Here is a 25,911-nt window from a genome sequence, read left to right as displayed (position 1 = left end):
TGGCCCCATTGTGGGGGTTAAAACCGCTGTGCTATAAAAACCACGTGCCGCGTACATCGCGCGGCGCCGTCAGGGGAGAAAAGCATGGCAGTCCGGTTCTACGATGAAATGCTCAACTGGCATGACGGGGACCGCAGTCCCCATGCCGCCGAACCGGCCCCGGCAGCGCTCGTCCAGCAGGGCGAGGTTCGCAGCCACTACGGACGTTTCGCCGAATGGCTGGGCGCGCAATCCGCCACAACGCTGCAGAACAAGCGCGCCGAGGCGGACCTGATCTTCCGCCGGGTCGGCATCACCTTTGCGGTGTACGGCGACAAGGACGAATCGAACAGCGGCACCGAGCGCACGATCCCGTTCGACATCATTCCGCGCATCTTCCCCGCAAGCGAGTGGGCCACGCTCGAGCGCGGTCTGCGACAACGCGTTGATGCGCTGAACCGCTTCCTCCACGACATCTACCACGAGCAGAACATCCTGCGCGCGGGCGTCATCCCGCCCGACCAGATCTACAACAACGCCCAATATCGCCCGGACATGCTTGGCGTCAACGTGCCGCGCGACATCTACGCGCACGTGGCGGGCATCGACATCGTGCGCGCCGGCGAGGGCGAGTTCTACGTGCTGGAAGACAACCTGCGCGTGCCCTCCGGTGTGTCGTACATGCTGGAAAACCGCAAGATGATGATGCGGCTGTTTCCGGAGTTGTTCGCACGCAATCGTGTGGCGCCGGTCGCGCATTACCCCGACATGCTGCTCGACATGCTGCGCAGCGTCTCGCCGCAGAACATTGCCGACCCGACGGTGGTGGTGCTCACGCCCGGCATGTACAACTCCGCGTATTTCGAACATGCGTTCCTGGCGCAGCAGATGGGTGTCGAGCTGGTGGAGGGGCACGACCTGTTCGTGCAGGACGACCATCTCTACATGCGCACGACGCAGGGCCCGCAGCGCATCGATGTCATCTACCGCCGTGTGGACGACGACTTCCTCGATCCGCTCGTCTTCCGGCCCGATTCTTCGCTGGGCGCAGCCGGCCTGTTGTCGGTCTATCGCGCGGGCAACGTCACCATTTGCAATGCCATCGGCACCGGCGTGGCAGACGACAAGTCGATCTATCCGTATGTGCCGGACATGATCCGCTTCTACCTGGGCGAGGAGCCGATTCTGAACAACGTGCCGACGTACATGTGCCGCCGGCCGGATGACCTGCAATACGTCCTGGACCACATGGGCGAACTGGTCGTCAAAGAGACGCACGGCGCGGGCGGTTACGGCATGCTGGTCGGCCCGGCAGCCACGCAGGAGGAGATCGCGGCTTTCCGCGAGGTGGTGAAGGCCCGCCCCGATCAATACATCGCGCAGCCTACCCTGGCGCTGTCGACTTGCCCAACGTATGTGGAAGCCGGTATCGCGCCGCGCCACATCGATCTTCGGCCGTTCGTGCTGTCCGGCAAGGACGTGCGCATGGTGCCCGGCGGCCTCACGCGCGTGGCGTTGCGGGCCGGCTCGCTGGTGGTCAACTCATCGCAGGGCGGCGGAACGAAGGACACGTGGGTGCTGGAGCGCTGAACGTTCGCGCAGCGACGCAACCTGGCCATCGATCAATCGATCAGTCGATCCACCGCATATCGAATACGTAGAAGGGAACGCCATGCTCAGCCGCACCGCAGACCACCTTTTCTGGATGGCGCGCTACACCGAACGCGCCGAGAACACCGCCCGCATGCTCGACGTGAACTACCAGACCTCGCTGATGCCGCAATCGGCCGAAGTGGCGGAGCAGGGCTGGTGGGCAATGCTCGATATTTCCGAACTCACCCGGGTTTTTGCCGACCGCTACGGCCTGCTTTCGCGCGACGACGTGATCGACTTCATGGTGCGCGACATGACCAACCCGTCTTCGATCATGAGCTGCCTGCGCGGCGCGCGCGAGAACGCCCGAGCCGTGCGCGGCTCCCTCACCACGGAGGTGTGGGAAACCATCAACACCACCTGGCTGGATGTGCAGCGCCTGATTGGCGAAGGCATGCTGCGCGACGATCCATCGCAATTCTTTGAATGGGTGAAGTTCCGCTCGCACCTGTCGCGCGGTGTGCAGGTCGGCACCATGCTGACGGATGACGCGTTCCAGTTCATGCGGCTGGGGACCTTCCTGGAGCGTGCGGACAACACGGCCCGGCTGCTCGACGTGAAGTTCCAGTCGACGCCAACGCGCGATGAATCGGCCGCCGAGCAGGGCGACTTCTATCACTGGGCCGCCACGCTGCGCTCCGTATCGGGTTTCGAGGTGTATCGCAAGATCTATCGCAACGTCATTACGCCGACGCGCGTGGCGGAGCTGCTGATCCTGCGCAGCGATATGCCGCGCTCCCTCCTGGCCAGCATGGACGAGGTGGTCAGCATTCTTTCCACCGTGCGCAACAGTCAATCGGCGGAGACGGAGCGGCGCGCTGGTAAACTGCACGCCGACCTGCGGTACGCCCGCATTGAAGATATCTTTTCGGTCGGCCTGCATGCCTGGCTGACCAACTTCCTGGAGCGGATCGGCGACCTGGGCAACGGCATCAGTCAGGATTTCCTGGTGCCGCTCGAAGTCGCATGACGCTGCAGGGCATTGTGCATACATCGGGGCGCCGCTTTCGGGCCGCGCCCGTGTCATCGTGAAATACCAAATTCGACATACGACGGTCTACCGTTATGCCGAGCCGCTACGCCATAGCGTGCATGAGCTGCGGCTGACGCCTCGCAGCGGCGAGCTGCAGCAGGTGGATAGCTGGCAGATCCACGCGCCCGGCAACCTCACGCGCGCCACCGACGGTTTCGGCAACGTCGTCCATCACTTCACCCTCGGCACGCGTACGGAAGACGTCACCATCGAGGCGCGCGGCGTTGTCGAGGCGTTTCCTACGGGCGCGCCCGGCAGCCAACGCTTTGTCGATGCACCGGGCCAAGGGCGCTATCGCGTTTCGCCGCTGTATTTTCTGACCGCCACGCCGCTGACTTCCGCGCCGCCGGAGATGGTCAACTTTGCGCGCGAGCACGCGCTGGTGCCGGGCGATGCTGAATCGGCGATGCGGCTGGCGCAGGCCATCGCCAAGCGCGTGCGCTACAAGCCGAACACCACGCATGTCGGTACGGCCGCTGCGGAGGCATTTGGTCTGGGCGCCGGCGTATGCCAGGACCAGGCACAGGTGATGGTCGCCTGCTGCCGCGCGCTGGGCGTGCCGGCGCGCTACGTCAGCGGCTATTTCCATGCCGTCGGGGAAGAAGATCTGGCCAGCCACGCCTGGGCCGACGTGTGCCTCGACGCCGAATCGCACACCTGGTGCAGCATCGACGTCACTCACCAGTGCTTTACCGATACGCGGCACATCCGCCTGGCAGTCGGGCGCGATTATCAATCGGCCGCGCCGGTGCGTGGCGTGCGGCAGGGCGGAGGTGCGGAGACGCTCGACGTCCGTATTTCCATCGAGCCGCTGCCCGTCGAGGCTGTCGGCGTGAATTGAGCACCTCTTCCAAGCGCGCGGATGGGTTCCGACCGGCGCGCTAGAATGCCCCCAACCCACCGTTTCCGTTTGTCGTTTCGCCCATGACCTATTGCGTCGCCATGCGCCTGGACGCAGGCCTTGTGTTCCTGTCCGACTCCCGCACGAATGCGGGTGTGGACGCCATTTCCACATTCCGCAAGATGACCGTCTTCGAGCGCGAAGGCGATCGCGTCATGGTGCTGCTGACGGCTGGGAATCTGGCGATCAGCCAGGCCGTGCGCCAAGTGTTGACCGAAGCACGCGGCAAGCCGCGCTCGCTGTGGACGGCGCGGGACATGTTCGAGGCCGCCACGATCGTCGGCGAAGCCGTACGCGATGTCTATGACCGCGACGCCGCGGCGCTGGCCAAGGCCAAGATCGACTTCAATGTCAGCATCATCTTTGGCGGGCAGATCGGCGCAGAGCGGCCGCGCCTGTTCAACGTCTACGCGGCGGGCAACTTCATTGAGGCCACGCCCGAGAACTGCTACTTCCAGATCGGCGAGGCCAAGTATGGCAAGCCGATCATTGACCGCGTGGTCAGCCCGGGGCTGCCGCTGGACGAAGCCGCGAAGTGCGCGCTCATCTCGATGGATTCGACGCTGAAGTCGAATATTTCGGTAGGGTTGCCGCTGGATCTGCTGGTCTACGAAACCGACTCCCTGCGGGTGACGCGCTTTGTGGCCATCGACGAAGAGAATCCGTATTTCGCGATGATTCGCGGCACGTGGGGCAAGCGCCTGCGCCAAGTGTTTGCTGAAATCGAGGATCCGGATTGGGAAACCGGCACTTCACCGTCGCACCCCTTGCGCCGGGAGGGGCATCCCTCTGCAGAGGTGGGGCCCGTGCGCATTGCGCCGCCCGCTGCCGAGGCGCCCGCCACGCCGGACCGCGCGCCCGGCCCCGCGTTGGAGCAGGTGTCGACGATCCAGCGCGTGGCCGGCGGATCCCAGAAGTCACGCTGAACGGCACGGGACCTGCAATGCGCGACGTGATGCTGTTTTCGCATGCCAACGGCTTTCCGGTCGGCACCTATCGCAAGATGCTCGGTGTGCTCGGGGATGAATTCGACATCCGCGCGGTGGAGCGCTTTGGGCACGATCCGCGTTTTCCGGTCACTCGCTCCTGGCCCGGCCTGGTGAAAGAACTGCTGGCAGAAATCGACGCGCAGGCCGAGCCGGTCTGGCTGGTCGGCCATTCCTTGGGCGGCTTCCTGAGCCTGATGGCGGCGTTGCGCCGGCCCGAACGCGTGCGCGGCGTCGTGATGCTCGATTCGCCGATCATCGCGGGATGGCGCGCCAAGCTGCTGCGCGTGGCGCAATGGCTGGACATCGACGAGAGCCAGTCGCCCGCCGCGGCGACGAAGAACCGGCGCCATCTGTGGCCCGACCTCGACGCCGTCTGGAGCCACTTCAAGGCCAAACGCAAGTTCGATCGTTGGGACGAAGACGTGCTGCGCGACTATGTCGAACATGGCACCGAGCCCACCGGCCGTGATCGCGAGCGCACACTGCGCTTCTCGCGCGAAATCGAATACCAGATTTACCGCACCTTGCCGACCAACATGGGGCGAAAGGTCGCGGGCGGCACGGCATTCCCGGTCAGCTTTGTGGCCGGCACCCGTTCGCGCGAGATTCGTCAGGTCGGACTGGGTGCGACGCGGCGCATCGTCGGCAGCAGGCTGCGCTGGATCGAGGGCAGCCATCTCTATCCGATGGAAAAACCGCTGGAAACGGCCGAGTTGATCCGCGAATTGATCGGCGAAATGCGCGCCAACGCAGGCGCCATGCGGCACGCCGCGTAGGCGAGACTGCTCTCGGGCAAATTCCACCGTTCTGTCACGGAGCGGAGGGGGGACCTTTGCTATAATCCGGCTTTCCCCGGCAAGCTAGGTCATGACCAAGTTCGTATTCGTTACCGGTGGCGTAGTGTCCTCACTCGGCAAGGGCATCGCCGCCGCCTCGCTCGCGGCCATTCTTGAGTCGCGGGGCCTCAAAGTCACCCTCCTCAAACTCGATCCTTACATCAACGTCGACCCGGGCACCATGAGCCCGTTCCAGCACGGCGAAGTGTTTGTGACCGAGGACGGCGCAGAAACCGACCTCGATCTTGGCCACTACGAGCGTTTCGTCTCGGCCAAGATGCGCAAGGCGAACAACTTCACCACCGGCCAGATTTACGAATCCGTGATCCGCAAGGAGCGTCGCGGCGAGTATCTCGGCAAGACGGTGCAGGTCATTCCGCATATCACCAACGAAATCCAGGCGTTCATCGAGCGCGGCGCCGCGGCATCGCACGACGGCAAGGCCGATGTGGCGATCGTGGAAATCGGCGGTACGGTGGGCGATATCGAATCGCTGCCGTTCCTGGAGGCCGCCCGCCAGATGAGCCTGCGCCTGGGCCGCAACCAAGTGGCCTTTGCGCACCTGACGCTGGTGCCTTTCATTGCCAGCGCCGGCGAGCTGAAGACCAAGCCGACCCAGCACTCGGTGCAGAAGCTGCGCGAAATTGGCGTGCAGCCGACCGCGCTGCTCTGCCGCGCCGACCGTCCGATTCCCGACGATGAACGCGCGAAGATTTCGCTCTTCGCCAACATGCCGCAGGACGCGGTCATCTCGGTGTGGGATGTCGACACCATCTACAAGATCCCGCAGATGCTCAACGAGCAGGGGCTGGATCGCATCATCTGCGAAGAACTGCGTATCGAAGCGCCGCCGGCGGATCTGTCCGTGTGGGCACGCATGGTCCACACGCTGGAAAACCCGCAGCACGAGATCACCATCGGCATGGTCGGCAAGTATGTTGACCTGACCGAGTCGTACAAGTCGCTGATCGAGGCACTGCGCCACGCCGGCCTGCACACCTCCACGCGCGTCAATATCGAGTACATCGATTCTGAAGAGCTGGAATCGGGCCACACGCAGGTGCTGGACACGCTCGACGCGGTGCTGGTGCCGGGCGGCTTCGGCAAGCGCGGTACGGAAGGCAAGATCCGCGCAATTCAATACGCCCGCGAAAAGGGCGTGCCTTACCTGGGCATCTGCCTGGGTATGCAGTTGGCCGTGATTGAATTTGCGCGCCATCTGGCTGGCATGAAGGACGCCAACAGCACCGAATTCAACGACGAGACCGAACACCCGGTGGTCGCGCTCATCACCGAGTGGCTGGATCGCGATGGCCGCGTCGAAAAGCGCTCGGCCGACTCCGACATGGGCGGCACCATGCGCCTGGGCTCGCAGCGCGTGCCGGTTCAGCCGGGCACCAAGGCGGCGGCGATCTACGGTGCGGAAGTCAACGAGCGCCATCGCCATCGCTACGAGGTGAACAACCACTACGTGCCGCAGCTGGAAAAGGCCGGGATGATCATCTCCGCGCGTACGCCGTCGGAAAACCTGCCGGAAATGATGGAACTGCCGGCGTCGATGCACCCGTGGTTCGTCGGCGTGCAGTTCCACCCGGAATTCACCTCGACACCGCGTGACGGCCACCCGCTGTTCAAGGCCTACGTGGAAGCCGCGCTGGCGCATCACAACCAGACCGCGCAACGCGCTGTCGCCTAACGCGCTGGCGCACGGGAAATACGATGAAACTCTGCGATTTCGAAGTCGGCCTCGACAAACCGTTCTTCCTGATTGCCGGCACTTGCGTGATCGAATCCGAGCAGATGGCGATCGACACCGCCGGCACGCTCAAGGAAATCACCGGCGCGCTGGGCATTCCGTTCATCTACAAGTCGTCGTTCGATAAGGCGAACCGCTCGTCGGACGCTTCGTTCCGCGGCTTGGGCATGGAAGAAGGCCTGCGCATCCTGGCGGAAGTGCGTCGCCAGGTGGGCGTGCCCGTGCTGACCGACATCCACGAGATCGATGAGATCAAGCCGGTAGCGGAGGTCGTGGACGTCCTGCAGACGCCGGCGTTCCTGTGCCGCCAGACCGATTTCATCCGTGCCTGCGCGCAGAGCGGCAAGCCCGTCAACATCAAGAAGGGCCAGTTCCTCGCGCCGCACGACATGAAGAATGTCATCGACAAGGCGCGTCACGCGGCTCGCGATGCCGGCCTGCCGGAAGACAACTTCATGGCCTGCGAGCGTGGCGCTTCGTTCGGCTACAACAATCTCGTGTCGGACATGCGCTCGCTGGCGATCATGCGCGAGACGGGCGCACCGGTCGTGTTCGACGCGACGCATTCGGTGCAATTGCCGGGCGGCCAGGGCACCAGCTCCGGCGGTCAGCGCGAGTTCGTGCCGGTGCTGGCCCGGGCAGCTATCGCGACGGGCGTTGCGGGTGTCTTCATGGAAACGCACCCTGATCCCGCATGCGCGAAATCAGATGGCCCGAATGCCGTGCCGCTGCGCCGCATGAAAGACTTGCTGTCAGTACTGAAAGAACTGGACGCGCTCACCAAGCGCAGCGGTTTCCTGGAAAATCAGTTCGACTGATTTTTCTGACCATCGGCGGCCACACCAGCCGCCGCTGTCGTTTTCGGTTCCGCTCAGTTCAGCTTTCGTTTTGGCTTCCGGAGAGAGACACATGGCCGCTGGCTACATCCTCGCGTACGTGGACGTGACAGACCCCGTGCAATACGAGCAATACAAGACGCTGTCGACCAAGGCCATGCAAGCGCATGGCGCCGAGCCGCTGGTGCGCGGCGGCAAGACCGAGCAACTGGAAGGCGAGTGGAACCCCACTCGCATCGTCGTGCTCAAGTTCCCGAGCTACGACGCTGCCAAGGCGTTCTACGACAGCGAGGAATATCTCGCTGCCCGCAATGCGCGCGCCAAGGCTGCCCACATGAACATGATCGTGGTCGAAGGCGTTTAAGCCGCCCCTCGACCTCGTAGCATTACCTGCTTTAAGACACCAAGAGGGATTTTCATGAGTGCCATCGTAGATATCATCGGTCGCGAAGTGCTGGACTCGCGCGGCAACCCCACCGTCGAATGCGACGTGCTGCTGGAATCGGGCGTGATGGGCCGTGCAGCGGTGCCGTCGGGTGCATCCACCGGCTCGCGCGAAGCCATCGAACTGCGTGACGGTGACAAGTCGCGCTATCTGGGCAAGGGCGTGCTCAAGGCCGTCGAGCACATCAACACCGAGATCTCCGAGGCCATCATGGGCCTGGACGCATCGGAACAGGCGTTCCTGGACCGCACCCTGATCGACCTGGACGGCACCGAGAACAAGAGCCGCCTGGGCGCAAACGCCATGCTGGCCGTGTCGATGGCCGTCGCCAAGGCCGCTGCTGAAGAAGCCGGCCTGCCGCTGTATCGCTACTTCGGCGGTTCGGGCGCGATGCAGATGCCGGTGCCGATGATGAACATCGTCAACGGTGGCGCGCACGCCAACAACAGCCTGGACATCCAGGAATTCATGGTGATGCCGGTCGGCCAGTCGAGCTTCCGTGAAGCCCTGCGCTGCGGCGCCGAGATCTTCCACGCGCTGAAGAAGATCCTGGCTGACAAGGGCATGAGCACGGCCGTGGGCGACGAAGGCGGCTTCGCACCGAACTTCGCCAGCAACGAAGAGTGCCTGAACACCATCCTGTCGGCCATCGAGCAGGCTGGCTACAAGGCCGGCGAAGACGTGCTGCTGGCGTTGGACTGCGCCGCGTCCGAGTTCTATAAGGATGGCAAATACCACCTCGAAGGCGAGGGCCTGCAGCTGTCGTCGGAGGACTTCGCCAACTATTTGGCGAATCTGGCTGACAAGTTCCCGATCGTGTCGATCGAAGACGGCATGCACGAGAGCGACTGGGCGGGCTGGAAGGCCCTGACCGAGAAGCTCGGCAAGAAGGTGCAGCTGGTGGGCGACGACCTCTTCGTCACCAACACCAAGATCCTGAAGGAAGGTATCGAGAAGGGCATCGCCAACTCGATCCTCATCAAGATCAACCAGATCGGCACGCTGACCGAGACGTTTGCCGCCATCGAGATGGCCAAGCGCGCCGGCTACACCGCCGTGATCTCGCACCGCTCGGGCGAAACCGAAGACAGCACGATTGCCGACATCGCTGTTGGCACGAACGCCGGCCAGATCAAGACGGGCTCGCTGTCGCGTTCGGACCGCATGGCCAAGTACAACCAGCTGCTGCGCATCGAAGAAGACCTCGGTGATATCGCCAGCTATCCGGGCAAGTCGGCGTTCTATAACCTGCGATAATCCCTCGCAGTTTTGCTCCGCATGACTGTGCGACCGCCGCTCTGGCGGTCGCATGGTATTTGGAGCCCGAGTACCGCCAACGCTTGTCCCTATGCGCCTCATTACGCTGTTCCTGCTGTTGTTGCTGCTTGCCATCCAGTACCCGCTTTGGCTGGGCAAAGGTGGCTGGCTGCGCGTGTGGGACATGCAGAAGCAGGTGACGGCCCAGAATCAGCGCAACGCTGAACTGAAGCTGCGCAACACCAAGCTTGAAGGCGAAGTGAAGGACCTGAAGGAAGGCACGGGCGCCATTGAAGAGCGCGCGCGCTACGAGCTTGGGATGGTCAAGGACGACGAAGGCTTCGTGCAGTTTGTCGCACCGGCCCCGAGAACCAGCGAAACCCCGCCGCCACCGCCTCCTCCGGCGGGCCAGCAGGCGCATCACTGACGCTGTCGTGCGAACGCGTCCCGCAGACGCGCTCGTGTTGAAGGCAACTCCCCGGATTTACCAGTAGTACGGATAGCCCCAGACGGGTGCACCGTAGCTGACGCCCCAGCCCCCACGGTGGCGCCATCCGCTGCCGTAATACACCGAATAGCCTCCGTAGTACGGGTACGGCGTGTAGTACGGCGCGGCCGCATAAGCGCGCGCTTGGGCGTCACGCTGGATGGCCTGATCGGATTCGCGCAGCGCCTTGGCATTCAGCGCGTCCAGCTTCTTGCGCTCTTCTGGCGACAGCGGTGCCGGTGCCGCAGCCTGCGTATCGTCCGGCAGCCGGGCGGTGTAGGGTGTGCCGCCCGGGCCACGCGGTACCGCAACGCAGGCTGAAGCCAGCAGCGCCGCCCCGAGCGGCAAGGCCAGCGCGGCAGCGCGTGAAAGAATCAACGATCGTAGGGACGAAGTCGTGGGCTCGGACATGGTGCGTTCCGCAGCAGGCGGCAGATGAGGTAACTGGCGACTTAGAGCGTGGGCGGCCCTGATAAGTGCCGCGCGCCACGCGTACTTCATACTATGTCGCCGTGTTCAGTGGCGCTGGTCGGATGCTTCCTGAATGCCTTGTGCGACCGTCTCTTGGGCGAAGAGCTGTGCACAATCCACAGCATCGAAGCTGTAGTGCTGGCCGCAGAATTCGCAATCGATTTCCACCTTGCCGCATTCTTCCAGAATGCTGTCGACTTCGGGTTGGCCAAGCGTACGCAGCATGGAGCCCACGCGCAGCCGAGAGCACGAGCAGCGAAAACGCGGGCTCTGTGGCTCGAACATGCGGATGCCGGCCGATTCCATTTCTTCCCAATACAGGCGCTTGATGAGCGTGTCGATCGGCTGCTCGAGCAGTTCGTCGCGGCGCAGGGTCTTGCCGAGCTGGCAAACGCGTTCCCACGTGTCGAGGTCCTGCTCCTGCACGTCCTTGTGCAGCGGCTGGCCCGTTTCACCGACCTGCGCGGGGGCATGGCCGGTGCGGCCTTCCATTGCCCCGCCATATGAAGGCAGGCGCTGCAGCAGCATGCCCGAGGCGACCTTGTCGTTGGCAGCCAGCCACAGGCGCGTGTCCAGCTGCTCGGAGCTTTGCATGTAGTGCTCAAGCACCTCGGTAATGCTCGCGAGCGGTCCGTTCTCGTCGGACAGCGGCACGATGCCTTGATATGGCTGCTGGCCGGGCAGCTTGTCCTGCGGATCGAGCGTGATGGCGAATCGTCCGTTGCCATGCACGTTGACCATGGCGGCCAGCGTGGCGTCGTCGGCAATCTCAGCGTCTTCGGCAATCTTGGCGGTGGCGCGCATCGACAGGTCGGAGTTGCACTCGACGACCAGCATGTGCACCGGGCCGTCGCCGTGCAGCTGCATGACGAGCGCGCCGTTGAACTTGAGGTTGGCCGACAGCAGCGCGGCGGCGGCCATCATCTCGCCCAGCAGAGTACTGACCGGGGCAGGGTAGCGGCGGCGGCCCAGCACCTCCTGCCACGTCCCTTCCAGGCGCACCAGTTCACCGCGCACGGGCGCGGCGTCGAATACAAATTTCTTCAGCTCGTCAGTCATCCATCGATCCGTTTCAGTTGCTGCTTGTACATCGCCTGGCGCACCGCATACGTTTCGGTGTTCAAGTGCATCTTGGCGATGTCGTCTTCCGTCAGTTTGCGCACAGCCTTGGCGGGCGCGCCCAGAATAAGCGTGCCGTCTTCGAAGACCTTGCCTTCGGTGACGATCGCACCCGCGCCCACCAGGCAGTTCTTGCCGATCACCGCGCGATTGAGCACCACCGCCTGAATGCCGATCAGCGAGCCTTCGCCGATCGTGCAGCCATGCAGCATGGCCTGGTGGCCGATCGTTACGCGGTCGCCGATGTTCAGCGGGCAGCCAGGATCGGTGTGCAGCACCGAGCCTTCCTGCACGTTGCTGGCCTCGCCCACGGTAATCGGCTCGTTGTCGCCGCGGATGACGGCGCCGGGCCATACGCTCGCGCGCGCTTTCAGCTCCACGCGGCCGATGACGGTCGCTTCGGGGGCCACATAGGCGTTGGCGTCAATGGTCGGTGCAACATCGCCGAGTTGGTAGAGGGCCATGCGATCGGTCTCCAGAATCTGCGTAGATGGGGGAAAGGGGCGCGTCTTCAAGCTTGCCGGGCAAGGCAAGCCGATGCGTCGAATTAAAATGGCGGAAAGTCCAAATTGTACGCTGATGACCGCTCCGCAACCTCGCCACCCAACGCCCGCTGACACGCTCCGTCATGCAGCCCTTGCCGCGCTGTGTCTCACCGATCCGGCCAGCAAGGTGGACGTCACCCTTCGTCTGGGCGAGCGTGCCAAGGGCGTCGACGCCGCGCGCTGGGGTATTGACGAAGCCATTGCGGCACCGGAAGGCGGTGTGCCCGGGCGGCCGGAGGCCCCGGTGCTCGTGCCGCCTGCCGAGGTTCCGCGTCGCCGTGCGATCGATACGCCACGCGGTCGGGGCGCGCTGCTGCACGCGCTCGCGCACATCGAATTCAACGCCATCAATCTTGCGCTCGACGCCGTGTGGCGTTTTGCCGGCATGCCGGTGGCCTTCTATCAAGACTGGACGCGCGTGGCGGCGGAAGAGGCGACGCACTTTTCGCTGCTTTCCGCCCATCTGGCCACGCTGGATTGCCGCTACGGCGATCACCCCGCCCACGACGGCCTCTGGCAAATGACGGAGAAAACCGCCGCCGATCCGCTCGCGCGCATGGCGCTCGTGCCGCGCACGCTGGAGGCGCGCGGGCTCGATGCTTCGCCGCCGATCCGCGCCAAGCTCGCGCAGGCTGGCGATATGGCGGCTGCAGGCATCCTCGACATCATCCTGCGGGACGAGATTGGCCACGTCGCGGTCGGCAACCGGTGGTACCGCTGGCTCTGCGAGCGCGCAGGGCTGGACCCCGTGCCGACGTATCGCAAGCTGGCCGAACAATACGGTGCGCCGCGTTTGCGCGGGCCGTTCAACCTTGAAGCGCGGCGTCAGGCCGGTTTCGACGACGATGAGATTGCTGCGCTGGAAGCCTCGTTCTAAGCGCTACGGGGTTGTCCATCCGCCGCTATAATCGCCGGAAAAAGAACGATCGTTCGATTTCTACTCGGTGACGGAAACCATGGACTCCACCACACAGCCTGCCGCACGTCAGGCCTCCCGCTCGACCTATCTACCCGTGCGCGGCCTGCGCTACCACATCCGCGAATGGGGCGAGCCGGGGGCGCCCATCTTGTTCCTGTTTCACGGGTGGATGGATGTGTCGGCGTCGTTCCAGTTTCTGGTCGATGCGCTGCGCGAGCGCTGGCATATCGTGGCGCCGGATTGGCGCGGCTACGGCCAGACCGCCCGGCCCACCGATGCCCCCGGCGTCGAGAGCTACTGGTTTGCCGATTACGTGGCCGACCTCGAAGCCATCATCGATCACTATCAGCCGGAGGGGCAGGTGACGCTGGTCGGGCACAGCCTGGGCGCCAACGTGGTGTGCCTGTACGCGGGCATCCGGCCCGAGCGCGTTCGGCGCGTGGTAGATCTGGAAGGCTTCGGCATGTCGGCGTCGAAGGCGTCGCAGGCGCCGCGCCGCTATGCGCGCTGGCTCGATGAACTGAAGGACAAGCCGCGCCTCAACACCTACGCCACCGTCGAAGACGTCGCCGCGCGCCTCCAGAAAACGAATCCGCGTTTGCCGGCCGACAAGGCGGCATTCCTGGCGCAGCACTGGTCGAGCCGGAATGCCGAAGGCCGCTGGGAAATCCTTGGCGACCCGGCGCACAAGATCATCAATCCGCAGCTGTATCGGTTGGATGAGGTGATGGAAATCTGGCGCCGGGTTACCGCGCCCGTGCTCCACGTCGAGGCCGTCGATTCGCCCACGCTAAAAGCCATTGCAGGCGATGTGCCGCTGGCCGAATTCAAGACGCGCTTTGGGGCGTTCCCTGATTTCCGTGAGGTGCTGATTGCAGATGCGGGCCACATGCTGCATCACGATCAGCCGGAGCAGGTGGCCGCGCTCATTGAAGAGTTCTGCATGCAGCGTTGAGCGGAAGCTCAATCGAGAAACCGCTGTGCCGTGCCGGCCGGCGGCAGGATGCAGGTGTCTGACCGCCCAAACCATCGATAGCGGTTGCGCGCGACGCGGCGGTAAACGGCGTCGCGCAGTGCCGCAGGGATCAACCAACCGATCCATGCCAACCGCCACGGCCAGCCGAGCACATGCAGGATGCGCAGGACGGCAGCGCTTTCCCGCCACGCCTTGCCGTCACGCACGAACAGGACGGTATCGACGTCATCCGGATCCACGCCGGCCTGCGCGAGCAACCGTCGCCCGGTCTCGCCTTGCATGGAGGCAAAGCGCAGCATGCCTTGTCGATCATGTCGCAGCAGAAACTGGATGGAGCCGCTGCACAGCAGGCAGTGCGCATCGTAGACGACGATCATGCGCGTTCCACCGTCGCCAGATCGAGATAACCTCGATACGCCGCTACCACGCCGAGCAACGGCACGCTGGCGCGGACGTTGAAGTGGAAGCGGTCACCGTCGCCTGACTCCTCGGCCAACACGGCGGGCCGCAGCCAGGCAGGGCACGGGATGCCGAGAAAGCGTAAGCCTTGCAGGCGCATCTGCAACACGCCTTGATGTGTCTCCAGCGCAAAGAACAGACGCACCGCGCCGAGCCGCTCTGTGAGGTGCCCCCGGCGCAGCGACAAGGTCGAGCGCATCGTGTGGCGGGGGAATTGGCGTGTCCAGGTTTCTTCCGTGGCTGCGGTCTGAAGCGTGATGCGGATCGGGCCGCGCGTCGGTGTCCGCGGCGTGCGAATGCACCATGCAAGCACGCGTGCGAGGCGCGATGCGGGCGGTTCCGTTTCGACCTCGCCGTGCAGGGTCACCGCGCCGGTCATTCGGTGGAATGTCTGCACGGCCGGCGCCAGCTCCGCATACCGCGCGCCGAGCACGGTTTCGTAGAGCGACGGTGCGCGCATGCGAGAACTTATTCCTTATTCCGCCGTGACATGCAGCTTCGTCTGCAGCCCCGCATCGTTGCTCGAATGCGTATGCACGAGCGTTTTGTCGGGGTTCGCGTAGCGATAAGCGCGCCGCAGCGCCATCGCCACTTCATGGAAGCCAGACAGGATCAACTTCTGTTTGTTCGGATACAGCGCGATATCGCCGGCCGCAAACACGCCAGGGCGCGACGTCTCGTACGCCGTTGTTTCCACGGTGATGCGGCCCGCGCGCATTTCCACGCCCCAGTTGGCAATGGGGCCCGGCTCGGAGACCAGCCCATATAGCGCGATCAGTTCATCGCAGGGCAGCACGGTTTCGCCGTCGCGCCCGCGGATGGCTGCGCCGGTGAGTGTGCCGTCGGGCGTGCTGTCCAGGCGCGAAAGCATGCCGAGCACAAAGTCCATTTCGCCGGCGGCCACGGCGGCGCGCATTTCAGCAACGCTCGCGTCGGCTGCGCGGAAGCCCTCTCGCCGATGGACCAGCGTCACGCGTGCGGCGACGTTGCGCAACGCGAGTGCCCAGTCGAGCGCGGAATCTCCGCCGCCGGCAATGACGACGCGCTTGCCTGCAAAGCGCGCGGTGTCGCGCACGGCGTAATGGAGATGGCGACCTTCCAGCGCGGCCGCTTCAGGCAGGGCCACGCGTTGTGGCGTGAACGCGCCGTTGCCCGCCGTAATCAGGACGGCGGCGCAGTCGAACGCGTCCCCGGCGCTTGTCGTGACGCGAAAGCGCTGGCCGTGCTCGGTTTCCAGCGTTTCGACGGTCTCAGCGCGTCGGTTGCACAGAATGGGGTAATTGAACGGCGCGCACTGGGCCATCAGCCGATCGACGAGTTCCTGTGCGGTGCACGACACCAGCGCCGGGATGTCGTAGATGGGCTTTTCCGGGTACAGCTCGGTGCATTGACCACCCGGGCGGTCCAATGCATCCACCAACACACACGACATGCCGAGCACGCCCGCCTGGAACGCCGCAAACAGCCCGACCGGCCCGGCGCCCACGACGAGCACGTCGATACGTTGTTCCACGGGCTGGGGGGAAGCGGCATTCAGAGTGGCGGCGGAGGTCATGGCAAAGCGCAGGGAACGAAACAATGCGGGCACTATAGCCTGCAGCAAGCGGCGCGCCGCGAACACCGCCACGGGCTGTCAGGTCTTCCGGATGCCGAGCGGTGGCGGGCAGGGCCCCGCGTTGCGCGCCGCAGCAGTAAAATGGCGGAATGCCGAACATCTCCGCCGCCTCCGCCCGAAATGCCGATCTGCACTGCCATTCGACCGTGTCGGACGGCATGCTTGCGCCGCACGAAGTGGCCGCGCGCGCTGCCGCCCACGGCGTGACGCTCTGGGCGTTGACCGACCACGACGAAGTGGGCGGACAGGCCGCCGCACGCGAAGCCGCGACGGCGCTGGGCATGGAATACCTCGCGGGCGTCGAGATTTCGGTGACGTGGGCCGGGCGCACGCTGCACATCGTTGGCCTCGGCATCGATCCTGAAAATGCCGATCTGGTGCAGGGGCTGGAACGCACGCGCTCCGGCCGCTGCGCCCGCGCGGAAGACATCAGCGCGGCGCTTGCCAAACTCGGTATCGAAGGCGCTTACGAAGGTGCGTTGCGCTACGCCGGTAATCCGGACATGGTCTCCCGCACGCACTTCGCGCGCTTCCTCGTCGAGCATGGCCACTGCCGGGATATCCACGAGGTGTTCGACCGCTATCTGGGCGACGGCAAGCCGGGTTACGTGCCGCATCGCTGGTCGCGCCTCGCCGAGGCGATCCACTGGATCAAGGGCGCCGGGGGCGTCGCGGTGATGGCGCATCCGGGGCGGTACACGCTATCGCTGGTCGAGCACGGCGCGCTGTTCGATGAATTCAAGGCGCTGGGCGGGGAGGGCGTCGAGGTCATCACCGGCAGCCATACGCCCGACCAATACGCGTTGTATGCCGACGTTGCCCGTCGCTACGGCCTGCTGGCGTCGCGCGGTTCAGATTTCCACGGCCCGGGTGAGGGCCGCGTCGAACTTGGCACGCTGCCGCCGCTGCCCGACAACCTGACACCGGTCTGGAGCCGGTGGATGTCCTGAGCGCGCGCCTGCCATGTCCCAGTTCTTCCAGATTCATCCGACCACGCCGCAAGGGCGCTTGATTCGCCAAGCGGCGGAGATCATCCGCGCCGGCGGCCTGGTCGCGCTGCCTACCGATTCCTGTTACGCGCTCGCCTGCCATCTGGACGACAAATCCGCCGTCGAGCGCCTGCGCCGCGTGCGCGGCATCGACGAAAAGCATCACCTCACGCTGATGTGCCGTGACCTTTCCGAGCTGGCCACGTTTGCGCGCGTCGACAACAAGCAATATCGCGTGCTGAAGGCGGCCACGCCTGGGCCGTTCGTCTTCCTGCTGGAAGCGACCAAGGAGGTGCCGCGCCGGCTTTCGCATCCGTCGCGCAAGACGATCGGCCTGCGCGTACCGGAACACGCGATTCCCCTGGCGCTGATGGCCGAACTGGGTGAGCCGCTGCTTTCCGCCACGCTGCAGCTGCCCGGCGATGACGAGCCGCTCAACGAGGCCGAGACCATTCGCGATCGGCTCGAAAAGCAGCTTGAACTCGTCATCGACGGTGGCCCGGCCCCGGCCGAACCTACCACCGTCGTCGACCTGACGAGCGGCGAGCCCGAACTCGTGCGCCAGGGCCGGGGCGATCCTGCCCGCGTGGGGTTGTAGGCGACGCCTTGGCGCGTGCTTCGGTGGCGCCGTGGTGCGGCGCGCGCTTGCTACAATAGCCCGCCTATGGACCCCACACTGATCCAGAACATCGCGGTTTACGCGATCCCCGTCCTGTTTGCCATCACGCTCCACGAGGCGGCGCATGGCTATGTCGCGAAGCATTTCGGCGACGATACGGCCTATGTCATGGGCCGCATCAGCATCAACCCGCTGCGGCACATCGATCCCATCGGCACGATTGCGATGCCGCTGTTGCTGTATTTCGCCACCAAGGGCGCGTTCGTGTTTGGTTATGCCAAGCCGGTGCCGGTGCGCTTTGGCCATCTGCGTGATCCGCGCTGGCATGGCATGTGGGTGGCGCTGGCCGGGCCTGCCACCAACTTTGTCCAGGCGATTTTCTGGGGCGTGCTGGCAGTTGTGTTCGCGGTGGGCGGCGTGAATGAGCCGTTCCTGATCGGCATGGCGCGCGCCGGCATTCTGGTCAATATGGTGATGGCGGCGTTCAACATGTTCCCGCTGCCGCCGCTCGATGGCGGCCGTGTGCTGGCTGCACTGCTGCCGCCCAGGATGGCGCTGGGGCTGTCACGCATAGAACCGTTCGGCTTCTTCATCGTGATGGCGTTGATCATTTCCAACGTCATTACCAATGTCTGGATGCGCCCGATCATGGCGCTGCTGTTTCAACTGCTGCAGTGGATTCTGAGTCCGCTGCAGATGCTGTTTTCCTGAGTCTTCAACTCCATTTCCCACATGTTTCCTGACCGCGTTCTCTCTGGCATGCGTCCGACCGGTGCGCTGCACCTGGGGCATTACCACGGCGTCCTGAAAAACTGGGTCCGGCTGCAAGCCGAGTACCCGTGCTTCTTCTTCGTCGCCGACTGGCATGCGCTGACCACGCACTACGAGTCGCCCGAGGTGATCGAGGAGTCGGTGTGGGAGATGCTGATCGACTGGCTGGCTGCAGGCGTGGATCCGACCCAGTCCACGCTGTTCATCCAGAGCCGCGTGCCCGAACACGCCGAACTGTTCCTGCTGCTCTCGATGGGCACGCCGCTGGGCTGGCTCGAGCGCGTGCCGACGTACAAGGATCAGATCGAGAAGCTGAAGGAAAAGGATCTCTCCACCTACGGCTTCCTCGGCTACCCGCTGCTGCAGGCCGCTGACATCCTCATCTACCGCGCTGGCTTTGTCCCCGTGGGCGAAGACCAAGTGCCGCACGTCGAGATGACGCGTGAAGTGGCCCGCCGCTTCAACTACCTGTACGGCCGCGAACCCGGCTTCGAAGAGAAGGCGCTGGAAGCGGCCAAGAAGCTCGGTGGCAAGCGCGCCAAGCTGTATCTGGAACTGCGCACCGCCTACCAGGAGCGTGGTGAAGACGAAGCCCTGGAGCAGGCCCGCGCACTGCTGGCCGAGTCGCAGAGCCTTTCGATGGGCGACCGCGAACGCCTGTTCGGCTACCTGGAAGGTGCTCGCAAGATCATCCTGCCCGAGCCGCAGGTGCTGCTGACCGAGGCATCGCGCATGCCCGGTCTTGATGGCCAGAAGATGTCCAAGTCGTACGGCAACACGATCCGCATGCGCGAGGACAAGGAAACCGTCGAGAAAAAGGTTCGCACCATGCCGACCGACCCGGCCCGCGTGCGCCGCACCGATCCGGGCGATCCGGACAAGTGCCCGGTCTGGCAGCTGCACCAGGTCTACTCCGATGCCGACACGAAGGAATGGGTGCAGAAGGGCTGCCGCAGCGCAGGCATTGGCTGCCTGGAATGCAAGCAGCCGGTGATCGAGGGCATCCTGCGTGAACAGCAGCCGATGCTCGAGCGCGCTCAGAAATACATGGACGATCCGTCCCTGCTGCGCGCCATCATCGCCGACGGCTGCGACAACGCCCGGAAGGTCACGCAAGAGACCATGCGCGAAGTGCGCGAGGCGATGGGTCTGACGTACAGCTGATAGGCCGTCGATGTCTGCTGCCGCATCGGATCCGCATACGCTTGCTGCGCCGTCGCCGTGGGTGCTGCGCTGGGCGGCTGAACTGCCGGCGGGCGCCTCCGTGCTGGACGTGGCCTGCGGCAGCGGCCGCCATGCGCGTTGGCTGGCTGCACGCGGCCTGCGCGTAACCGGCATCGACCGTGACGCGGTAGCGCTTTCGGGCCTTGCGGGCATCGCCCAAACCCTCGTCGCCGACATCGAAGGGAACCCGTGGCCGTTGCCCGCCGGGGCCACTTTCGATGCGGTTGTCGTCACGAACTACCTGCACCGGCCGCTATGGTCGCGCTTGCTTGCAGCCGTCGCGCCGGGCGGCCGGTTGATCTACGAAACCTTTGCCGCGGGAAACGAAACCGTCGGGAAACCGTCGAACCCGGCATTCCTGCTGGCGCCGGGTGAATTGCTTGACGCGGTGCGAGGCCCGTTGCGGGTGATCGGCTACGAAGACGGTTTTCTCGCATCGCCCCGCGAGGCTTACGTGCAGCGGGTTTGCGCGGTTCGCGAGCCTGCTGGAGCGGTTGCGCCGCGCTACGCACTTTGAAGTTGCTGAGGACGGCGGCTTACCCGTCTCTTGGCGGGTCTCAGATGTGGCGAATCCGTTCTGACGATCCGGTACAATCCGACTGTTTACGTTCACGCTTTTGTCTGCTTTCGAAACCATGATCCAGATTTCCGGCAGTCTCGTCGCCATCGTCACGCCCATGCACGAGGACGGCAGCCTTGATTTCCCGTCCCTGCGCAAGCTCATTGACTGGCACATCGCCGAAGGCACCGACGGCATCGTGATCGTCGGCACCAGCGGTGAATCGCCGACCGTGTCGGTGGAAGAGCACCGTGAGCTGATCCGCGTGGCGGTCGAGCAGGCCAACAAGCGCATCCCCATCATTGCCGGCACCGGCGGCAACTCCACCACCGAAGCGGTGGAGCTGACGGCCTACGCCAAGCAGGTGGGCGCCGATGCCTCGCTGCAGGTCGTGCCGTACTACAACAAGCCGACGCAGGAAGGCATGTATTTGCACTTCCGCAAGGTGGCCGAGTCGGTGGATCTGCCGGTCATTCTGTACAACGTGCCGGGCCGCACTGTGGCCGATATGACGGTCGAAACGATGCTGCGTCTGGCTGAAGTGCCGGGCATCATCGGCGTGAAGGAAGCGACCGGTAACATCGACCGCGCCGCGCAACTCATCAAGGGCGCGCCGGCCTCGTTCAAGATTTACAGTGGGGATGATCCGACCGCCATCGCGCTGATGCTGCTGGGTGGGCACGGCAATATTTCCGTGACGGCCAACGTTGCGCCGCGCGCCATGCACGAACTGTGCGCGGCGGCGATGCGCGGCGACGTGGAAACGGCTCGCCGCATCCATATGCAACTGCTGTCGGTGCACAAGAATCTGTTCGTCGAGTCGAACCCGATTCCCGTCAAGTGGGCTCTCCAGGCCATGGGCAAGATGGAAGGCGGCATCCGCCTGCCGTTGACGCCGCTGGCACCCCAGTATCACGAGGTTGTGCGCGCATCCCTGAAGGATGCCGGGCTGCTCTCCTGATTGTTTCAAGGCGCTTCTCAGGCCCTTAAGCCATCGTTCTCATCTGAAGGATCGCAAGTCAATGAAACTGCACCAAACCCGTCGCGGGGCTGTGGCGACGTCCGCTCAACTGTTGCTGGCCGCGCTGTCGGTTGCCCTGATTTCCGGTTGCGATACCGTCAATGAGGTGATGCAGCCGGACCGCATCGATTACAAATCGCAGGCCAAGAAGGGCCCGACCCTTGAGGTCCCGCCCGACCTGACCGGCATCCAGGCGGATCGCCGCTATGCTGCACCGGACACGGGCACGACCACGCTGTCGGCCTATACGTCGACGGCGCCGAAGGTCACGACGCCGGGCTCGGGCACTGACAACGTGCTGCCCGCCGTGTCCGACATGCGCATCGAGCGTGATGGCAATCAGCGCTGGCTGGTCGTGAAGACCACGCCGGATGCCCTGTGGCCGCAATTGCGCACCTTCTGGCAAGAGCTGGGCTTCCTGTTGGTGATCGACTCGCCCGAGACCGGCATCATGGAAACCGACTGGGCCGAGAACCGCGCGAAGATTCCGCAGGACATCATCCGCCGCACCGTCGGCAAGGTGTTCGATGGTCTGTACTCGACGTCGGAGCGCGACAAGTTCCGCACCCGCATCGAGAAGGGGCCGAATGGCTCGGTCGAGGTCTATATCTCGCATCGTGGCGCGCAGGAACAATTGGTGGGTTCGTCCAAGGACCAGACCGTGTGGACGCCGCGCCCGGCCGATCCCGAACTCGAGGCCGAATTCCTCTCACGCCTGATGCAGCGTCTGGGCGCCAGCAAGGAAGCCGCGCAGCAGAAGCTCGCACAAACGCAGGCTGTGCATCCGGTGCAAGACGGCGCGAAGGCCGAGCCTGCTCCGCGCACGGGCCCGTCGCTGCTGACGCAATCGAATGGTCAGCCGGCTCTGCAAGTACCGGAACCCTTCGACCGCGCCTGGCGCACCGTGGGTCTTGCACTGGATCGCGTCAACTTCACCGTGGATGATCGCGACCGTTCGCAAGGCGTGTACTTCGTCCGCTACGCTGATACGCGTGCCGAAGCGAATGCACCGGGCTTCTTCTCGCGCCTGTTCTCGGGCACGAAGATCGAAGACCTCAAGCGTGCCAAGCGTTACCGCGTGGTGGTGAAGGATGCCGGCACGTCGTCGACGGTGCTGGTGCAGAACGACGACGGCTCCGCGCAAACCGGTGACATCGGCAAGCGCATCCTGTCGCTGCTCGACGAGCAACTGCGCTAATCGACGTTATGCAGTACGGCTGCCTGGGTGGGCGATGACACTGAGATTCGCCAGCCTTGGCAGCGGCAGTGAAGGGAATGCGCTGCTCGTCGAATCGGCGAGCGGTGCGACATGCACGCGCATTCTGCTCGACTGCGGATTCGGTATCCGCGAGACTGTGCGGCGGCTCGAACGCCTGGGCTGCACGCCGGAATCTCTCAACGCTATCCTTGTCACGCACGAGCATAGCGATCACGTTGGCAGCGCCTACGCGGTTGCCGCCAAATTCAATATCCCGGTCTGGACCAGCCACGGCACATATCGCGCGACCGAAAACCTGCGCGGCGCCGACCGCGCGGCCGTGCGTTTCTGCCGCGCCGACGATGTGTTCTCCGTCGGCGATCTGCAAATCTTGCCTTACACCGTGCCGCATGACGCGCGCGAGCCGCTGCAGTTCGTCTTCAACGACGGGGCACGGCGCCTGGGGGTGCTGACCGACGCTGGCATGTCGACGGAATATCTCTGCACGCATCTGGCAGGGATGCACGCCCTTGTGCTCGAATGCAATCACGACCGCGACATGCTGGCCAATTCAGCGTATCCGTGGTCGTTGAAGCGTCGCATCGGCGGGGATTTTGGCCACTTGGCCAATGACATTGCCGCCGCGATCCTCACGCGCGTGCGCCACGATGCGTTGCATACGGTGGTGGCTGCACATCTGTCCAAGCAGAACAACACGCCGTTGTTGGCTGCCGAAGCGATTGCCGCGCCGCTGGGCGCTTGCGTTGAAGACGTGCCGATCGCCGATCAGGAAGAGGGCCTGCTTTGGCGCACCGTTTGAGGGCCTGAGGCCTGTCTGGAGCGGCTTGTAAGATTCAGAAACAACTTTGAATGGCGGATGGGCGCGTCATTGCTGCCACGAACTGAAACTTAGATCGCGCCCATGAAAAAAGCCGACCCGAGGGTCGGCTTTTTGTCTCGCGAGAAACGCGATTATTGCTTAGCAGCCGGAGCCGAAGCGTCAGCAGCCGGAGCCGAAGCGGCAGCGTCCGAAGCAGCCGGGGCAGCCGGGGCAGCCGGAGCTGCAGCAGCGTCCGAAGCAGCCGGAGCCGGAGCAGCAGCGGCCGGAGCCGAAGCTTCCGGAGCAGCGGCCGGAGCAGCAGCTTCTTCTTTCTTACCGCAAGCAGCCAGAGCAACAGCAGCCATCAGCGAGGCGATCAGGAGAGACTTTTTCATTTTTTCGATCCTTAAACTGAATATGGAAAGCGAACAACAGAAAGGGCGATGAATAATTACCGGTAATTATCGCTCAGGTACTACACCTTCTTCTATGCTGGCAGCCAAGCCGCACGAGGGCTGCTCGGCTTGCAAGCTAGCGTCGGATTATAGCGACCTTTACCTACCCTGTGTAGTTGAGTCGGGCCTGACGCACGTACGATTCAAACGCTTTTGTAACGATCTGTTTCAACGCGGAATCATCGCTGCGCAGGGCCAGCCAACCTCAGCCAGCCTTCTTCGTACCATGCGTGCAGCGTGTCCATCAGATCCGGCAGGCCGGCCGCCGCATCCACCGACGCGGCGCTCGCACGACGTGCGTCGGCCAACGCGGAAAGCCACGCAAGCAGCGTTCCCGACGGCTCGAACGTGTCGCCGTTGATCCAGAAGCGTTGCGCGTCATACAGCGCCTGCGTTCGCGCATCGAGGACGATGCCTTCCTTGCGCGCCCGGGCCGTGAAGCGTGCAAGCGGCAAGCGGGGCTGCGTCACGAAGTCGACGTGATCCTTCGGCTCGGACAGATACGCGCCGAGGAATTCACCAACGAGATCAGGCGTCCAGCGCAATGCGTTGAGCTTCTGCGCAAGCGCCTTGACCATGGCGGCGGGCAGTTCGCCGGGGTGTTCGGTCGGCTTTTGGTCGGGGTCTGCGTAGCGACCTTCAAAGTTGGGATCGTCTTCCAGCGTTTGCGACAGGAAGCCCAGAAAGTGGCCCGCCAATTCTCGGTACGACGGTGAGCGGAAACCGATCGAGTATGTCATGCAATCGCCCTCGGCCACGCCGTCGTGCGCGTAGTGCGGGGGCAGATAGAGCATGTCGCCGGGTTCGAGCACGAATTCCTCTTCGGGCCGGAAATTGGCGAGGATTTTCAGCGGCAGATCAGGGATGAGCGTGAGGTCCTCCTGTGCGGAGATGCGCCAGCGGCGTTTGCCGTGCGCTTGCAGCAGGAACACATCGTACGAATCGAAGTGCGGGCCGACGCCGCCGCCGTCGGTTGCGAAGCTGATCATCACGTCATCGAGCCGCGCGTCGGGAATGAACCGGAAACGTTGCATCAGCGCTTCGACCGCCGGCTCGACGAGGTTCGCGCCTTGCACAAGCACCGACCAGTTGCGGGTCTTGCGCGACGGTAGCGGGCGTTCGTCGAAGGGGCCGTGATTGAAGGACCAGCGCCCGCGCGATTGCGCGATCAGTCGGGACTCGACATCGTGGCGCGCAGCCAGGGCAAGTACGCGTTCGGGCGAGAGCGGAAAGTGCAGCGCACGCATCTCGTCGGGAGAAAGTGCCTGACGGATCAGCAGAGGCTTTTTCTGCCAGTGCGTGCGCATGAAATCGCGCGGTGACAGACCGCCGAGAAGTTGCGCCGGATGCCCCGCTGGAAGAGCAGGTTGGACGCCGCCATCGGCAGCGTATAATGGGACTTCGTTCATGGAGTGCGCAATTGAAAATCGCGAAGAATACGGTGGTGTCGGTGGCTTACAAACTGTCCGACGCGCAGGGCAACGTCATCGAGGAATCCGATGAGCCGATGGTGTATTTGCACGGCGGCTATGATGGCACGTTCCCCAAGATCGAGGAAGCGCTGGACGGCCACGAGCAAGGCTACGAGACCAAACTGCAGCTCGAGCCGGACGACGCTTTCGGTGACTACGATCAAGAGCTGATCAAGATCGAGCCGCGCGATCGTTTCCCCGAGCCGCTCGAAGTCGGCATGCAGTTCGAGGGCGTGCCCGAAGATGGCGATGAAGAAGATGCCATCGTCTACACCGTCACGGATGTGGCGGAAGACAAGGTTGTGCTGGATGGCAACCACCCGCTGGCCGGCATGGCGCTGCGCTTCGAGCTGAAGGTGACGGAAGTGCGTGAAGCCACCGCGGAAGAAATCGAGCACGGCCACGTGCATGGTGAAACCGGCCTCGAAGTGGTGGACGAGGACGAAGACGACGACAAGCCGCACACGCTGCACTGATCGGCGGTTTATCGAGTTACGAAAACGGGAG

General features: G+C 64.1%; 29 protein-coding genes. 21 read left to right on the top strand and 8 right to left on the bottom strand.

Annotation, left to right across the window (positions count from 1 at the left end):
• The first annotated feature begins 84 nt into the window (after positions 1-84).
• The 10 genes from N511_RS0101675 to ftsB all read left to right on the top strand — a co-directional run bounded on the left by N511_RS0101675 (position 85) and on the right by ftsB (position 10,112).
• Positions 85-1,569, top strand: coding sequence for a circularly permuted type 2 ATP-grasp protein (locus tag N511_RS0101675; RefSeq protein WP_027677712.1), 1,485 nt, complete (start codon positions 85-87; stop codon positions 1,567-1,569).
• A gap of 82 nt (positions 1,570-1,651) precedes the next feature.
• The gene (locus tag N511_RS0101670; RefSeq protein ID WP_027677711.1) at positions 1,652-2,602 is read left to right on the top strand and encodes an alpha-E domain-containing protein; all 951 of its coding nucleotides are present in this window, start codon (positions 1,652-1,654) and stop codon (positions 2,600-2,602) included.
• Between the two features lie 58 nt (positions 2,603-2,660).
• Positions 2,661-3,506 (top strand): transglutaminase family protein, encoded by an 846-nt coding sequence (locus N511_RS0101665; protein ID WP_027677710.1) that lies wholly within the window; start codon positions 2,661-2,663, stop codon positions 3,504-3,506.
• 83 nt (positions 3,507-3,589) lie between these two features.
• On the top strand, positions 3,590-4,492 hold the full coding sequence (locus tag N511_RS0101660) for a peptidase (RefSeq protein ID WP_027677709.1): 903 nt from the start codon (positions 3,590-3,592) through the stop codon (positions 4,490-4,492).
• A gap of 17 nt (positions 4,493-4,509) precedes the next feature.
• Positions 4,510-5,331: an alpha/beta fold hydrolase gene (locus tag N511_RS0101655; RefSeq protein WP_027677708.1), complete on the top strand. Its 822-nt coding sequence runs from the start codon at positions 4,510-4,512 to the stop codon at positions 5,329-5,331.
• A 91-nt stretch (positions 5,332-5,422) separates the two neighbouring features.
• Positions 5,423-7,087 (top strand): CTP synthase, encoded by a 1,665-nt coding sequence (locus tag N511_RS0101650; RefSeq protein ID WP_027677707.1) that lies wholly within the window; start codon positions 5,423-5,425, stop codon positions 7,085-7,087.
• A 23-nt stretch (positions 7,088-7,110) separates the two neighbouring features.
• Positions 7,111-7,965 carry a 3-deoxy-8-phosphooctulonate synthase gene (kdsA, locus tag N511_RS0101645; protein WP_021194077.1) on the top strand — a complete coding sequence of 285 codons (855 nt, stop codon included), beginning with the start codon at positions 7,111-7,113 and terminating at the stop codon, positions 7,963-7,965.
• A gap of 91 nt (positions 7,966-8,056) precedes the next feature.
• Entirely contained in the window at positions 8,057-8,347 is a 291-nt protein-coding gene (locus N511_RS0101640; protein ID WP_027677706.1) for a DUF1330 domain-containing protein, read from the top strand.
• A 54-nt stretch (positions 8,348-8,401) separates the two neighbouring features.
• A complete protein-coding gene (gene eno / locus N511_RS0101635; RefSeq protein ID WP_009238483.1) occupies positions 8,402-9,685 on the top strand; it encodes a phosphopyruvate hydratase in 1,284 nt (427 codons plus the stop codon).
• Between the two features lie 91 nt (positions 9,686-9,776).
• Positions 9,777-10,112 (top strand): cell division protein FtsB, encoded by a 336-nt coding sequence (gene ftsB / locus N511_RS0101630; protein ID WP_027677705.1) that lies wholly within the window; start codon positions 9,777-9,779, stop codon positions 10,110-10,112.
• A 57-nt stretch (positions 10,113-10,169) separates the two neighbouring features.
• Here the strand turns inward: ftsB and N511_RS0101625 are convergent, their stop codons facing one another.
• From N511_RS0101625 to N511_RS0101615, 3 genes are all read right to left on the bottom strand, one after another.
• A complete protein-coding gene (locus tag N511_RS0101625; RefSeq protein ID WP_027677704.1) occupies positions 10,170-10,583 on the bottom strand; it encodes a hypothetical protein in 414 nt (137 codons plus the stop codon).
• Positions 10,584-10,688: 105 nt separating this feature from the next.
• Entirely contained in the window at positions 10,689-11,702 is a 1,014-nt protein-coding gene (gene hslO, locus N511_RS0101620; RefSeq protein ID WP_027677703.1) for an Hsp33 family molecular chaperone HslO, read from the bottom strand.
• Positions 11,699-12,226: a gamma carbonic anhydrase family protein gene (locus N511_RS0101615; protein ID WP_004626140.1), complete on the bottom strand. Its 528-nt coding sequence runs from the start codon at positions 12,224-12,226 to the stop codon at positions 11,699-11,701. The genes hslO and N511_RS0101615 overlap by 4 nt, the downstream gene beginning before the upstream one ends.
• Positions 12,227-12,314: 88 nt before the next feature.
• On the opposite strand from N511_RS0101615, the gene N511_RS0101610 reads away from it, so the two are divergent.
• Entirely contained in the window at positions 12,315-13,184 is an 870-nt protein-coding gene (locus N511_RS0101610; RefSeq protein ID WP_442965432.1) for a ferritin-like domain-containing protein, read from the top strand.
• A gap of 79 nt (positions 13,185-13,263) precedes the next feature.
• Positions 13,264-14,181, top strand: a complete 918-nt coding sequence (locus N511_RS0101605) for an alpha/beta fold hydrolase (RefSeq protein WP_027677701.1) — start codon at positions 13,264-13,266, stop codon at positions 14,179-14,181.
• 8 nt (positions 14,182-14,189) lie between these two features.
• Here N511_RS0101605 and N511_RS0101600 read toward each other — a convergent pair whose 3' ends face one another.
• The 3 genes from N511_RS0101600 to N511_RS0101590 are packed head-to-tail and all read right to left on the bottom strand — an operon-like array spanning position 14,190 to position 16,216.
• The gene (locus tag N511_RS0101600; RefSeq protein WP_027677700.1) at positions 14,190-14,579 is read right to left on the bottom strand and encodes a thiol-disulfide oxidoreductase DCC family protein; all 390 of its coding nucleotides are present in this window, start codon (positions 14,577-14,579) and stop codon (positions 14,190-14,192) included.
• Positions 14,576-15,121 carry a DUF4166 domain-containing protein gene (locus tag N511_RS0101595; protein WP_027677699.1) on the bottom strand — a complete coding sequence of 182 codons (546 nt, stop codon included), beginning with the start codon at positions 15,119-15,121 and terminating at the stop codon, positions 14,576-14,578. The genes N511_RS0101600 and N511_RS0101595 overlap by 4 nt, the downstream gene beginning before the upstream one ends.
• A gap of 15 nt (positions 15,122-15,136) precedes the next feature.
• On the bottom strand, positions 15,137-16,216 hold the full coding sequence (locus tag N511_RS0101590; RefSeq protein WP_027677698.1) for an NAD(P)/FAD-dependent oxidoreductase: 1,080 nt from the start codon (positions 16,214-16,216) through the stop codon (positions 15,137-15,139).
• Between the two features lie 149 nt (positions 16,217-16,365).
• On the opposite strand from N511_RS0101590, the gene N511_RS0101585 reads away from it, so the two are divergent.
• The 8 genes from N511_RS0101585 to N511_RS0101550 all read left to right on the top strand — a co-directional run bounded on the left by N511_RS0101585 (position 16,366) and on the right by N511_RS0101550 (position 23,477).
• Positions 16,366-17,226 carry a 3',5'-nucleoside bisphosphate phosphatase gene (locus tag N511_RS0101585; protein ID WP_027677697.1) on the top strand — a complete coding sequence of 287 codons (861 nt, stop codon included), beginning with the start codon at positions 16,366-16,368 and terminating at the stop codon, positions 17,224-17,226.
• Positions 17,227-17,239: 13 nt separating this feature from the next.
• On the top strand, positions 17,240-17,863 hold the full coding sequence (locus N511_RS0101580) for an L-threonylcarbamoyladenylate synthase (RefSeq protein ID WP_027677696.1): 624 nt from the start codon (positions 17,240-17,242) through the stop codon (positions 17,861-17,863).
• Positions 17,864-17,929: 66 nt separating this feature from the next.
• The gene (locus tag N511_RS0101575) at positions 17,930-18,595 is read left to right on the top strand and encodes a site-2 protease family protein (RefSeq protein ID WP_027677695.1); all 666 of its coding nucleotides are present in this window, start codon (positions 17,930-17,932) and stop codon (positions 18,593-18,595) included.
• Between the two features lie 21 nt (positions 18,596-18,616).
• Entirely contained in the window at positions 18,617-19,819 is a 1,203-nt protein-coding gene (locus N511_RS0101570; RefSeq protein ID WP_027677694.1) for a tryptophan--tRNA ligase, read from the top strand.
• 10 nt (positions 19,820-19,829) lie between these two features.
• Positions 19,830-20,396 (top strand): class I SAM-dependent methyltransferase, encoded by a 567-nt coding sequence (locus N511_RS0101565; protein WP_027677693.1) that lies wholly within the window; start codon positions 19,830-19,832, stop codon positions 20,394-20,396.
• Positions 20,397-20,514: 118 nt separating this feature from the next.
• A complete protein-coding gene (gene dapA, locus N511_RS0101560) occupies positions 20,515-21,399 on the top strand; it encodes a 4-hydroxy-tetrahydrodipicolinate synthase (RefSeq protein WP_027677692.1) in 885 nt (294 codons plus the stop codon).
• A gap of 61 nt (positions 21,400-21,460) precedes the next feature.
• The gene (gene bamC / locus N511_RS0101555; RefSeq protein WP_027677691.1) at positions 21,461-22,657 is read left to right on the top strand and encodes an outer membrane protein assembly factor BamC; all 1,197 of its coding nucleotides are present in this window, start codon (positions 21,461-21,463) and stop codon (positions 22,655-22,657) included.
• A gap of 34 nt (positions 22,658-22,691) precedes the next feature.
• Positions 22,692-23,477 carry an MBL fold metallo-hydrolase gene (locus tag N511_RS0101550; protein ID WP_027677690.1) on the top strand — a complete coding sequence of 262 codons (786 nt, stop codon included), beginning with the start codon at positions 22,692-22,694 and terminating at the stop codon, positions 23,475-23,477.
• 152 nt (positions 23,478-23,629) lie between these two features.
• On the opposite strand, the gene N511_RS25430 is transcribed toward N511_RS0101550, so the two are convergent.
• Together N511_RS25430 and N511_RS0101545 are read right to left on the bottom strand one after the other, a co-directional pair.
• Complete coding sequence (locus N511_RS25430; protein WP_081785305.1) at positions 23,630-23,872, bottom strand: hypothetical protein; 243 nt, start codon at positions 23,870-23,872, stop codon at positions 23,630-23,632.
• Between the two features lie 239 nt (positions 23,873-24,111).
• Positions 24,112-25,341 carry a ribosomal protein uL16 3-hydroxylase gene (locus N511_RS0101545; RefSeq protein ID WP_027677689.1) on the bottom strand — a complete coding sequence of 410 codons (1,230 nt, stop codon included), beginning with the start codon at positions 25,339-25,341 and terminating at the stop codon, positions 24,112-24,114.
• Between the two features lie 11 nt (positions 25,342-25,352).
• On the opposite strand from N511_RS0101545, the gene N511_RS0101540 reads away from it, so the two are divergent.
• On the top strand, positions 25,353-25,880 hold the full coding sequence (locus tag N511_RS0101540; RefSeq protein WP_027677688.1) for an FKBP-type peptidyl-prolyl cis-trans isomerase: 528 nt from the start codon (positions 25,353-25,355) through the stop codon (positions 25,878-25,880).
• Positions 25,881-25,911 lie beyond the last annotated feature (31 nt).

Source organism: Ralstonia sp. UNC404CL21Col (assembly GCF_000620465.1).
GTDB classification, from domain to species: Bacteria; Pseudomonadota; Gammaproteobacteria; order Burkholderiales; family Burkholderiaceae; genus Ralstonia; species Ralstonia flatus.
Note: the sequence above shows the minus strand (reverse complement) of the source record. Positions and strands in the feature narration are given on the sequence as shown.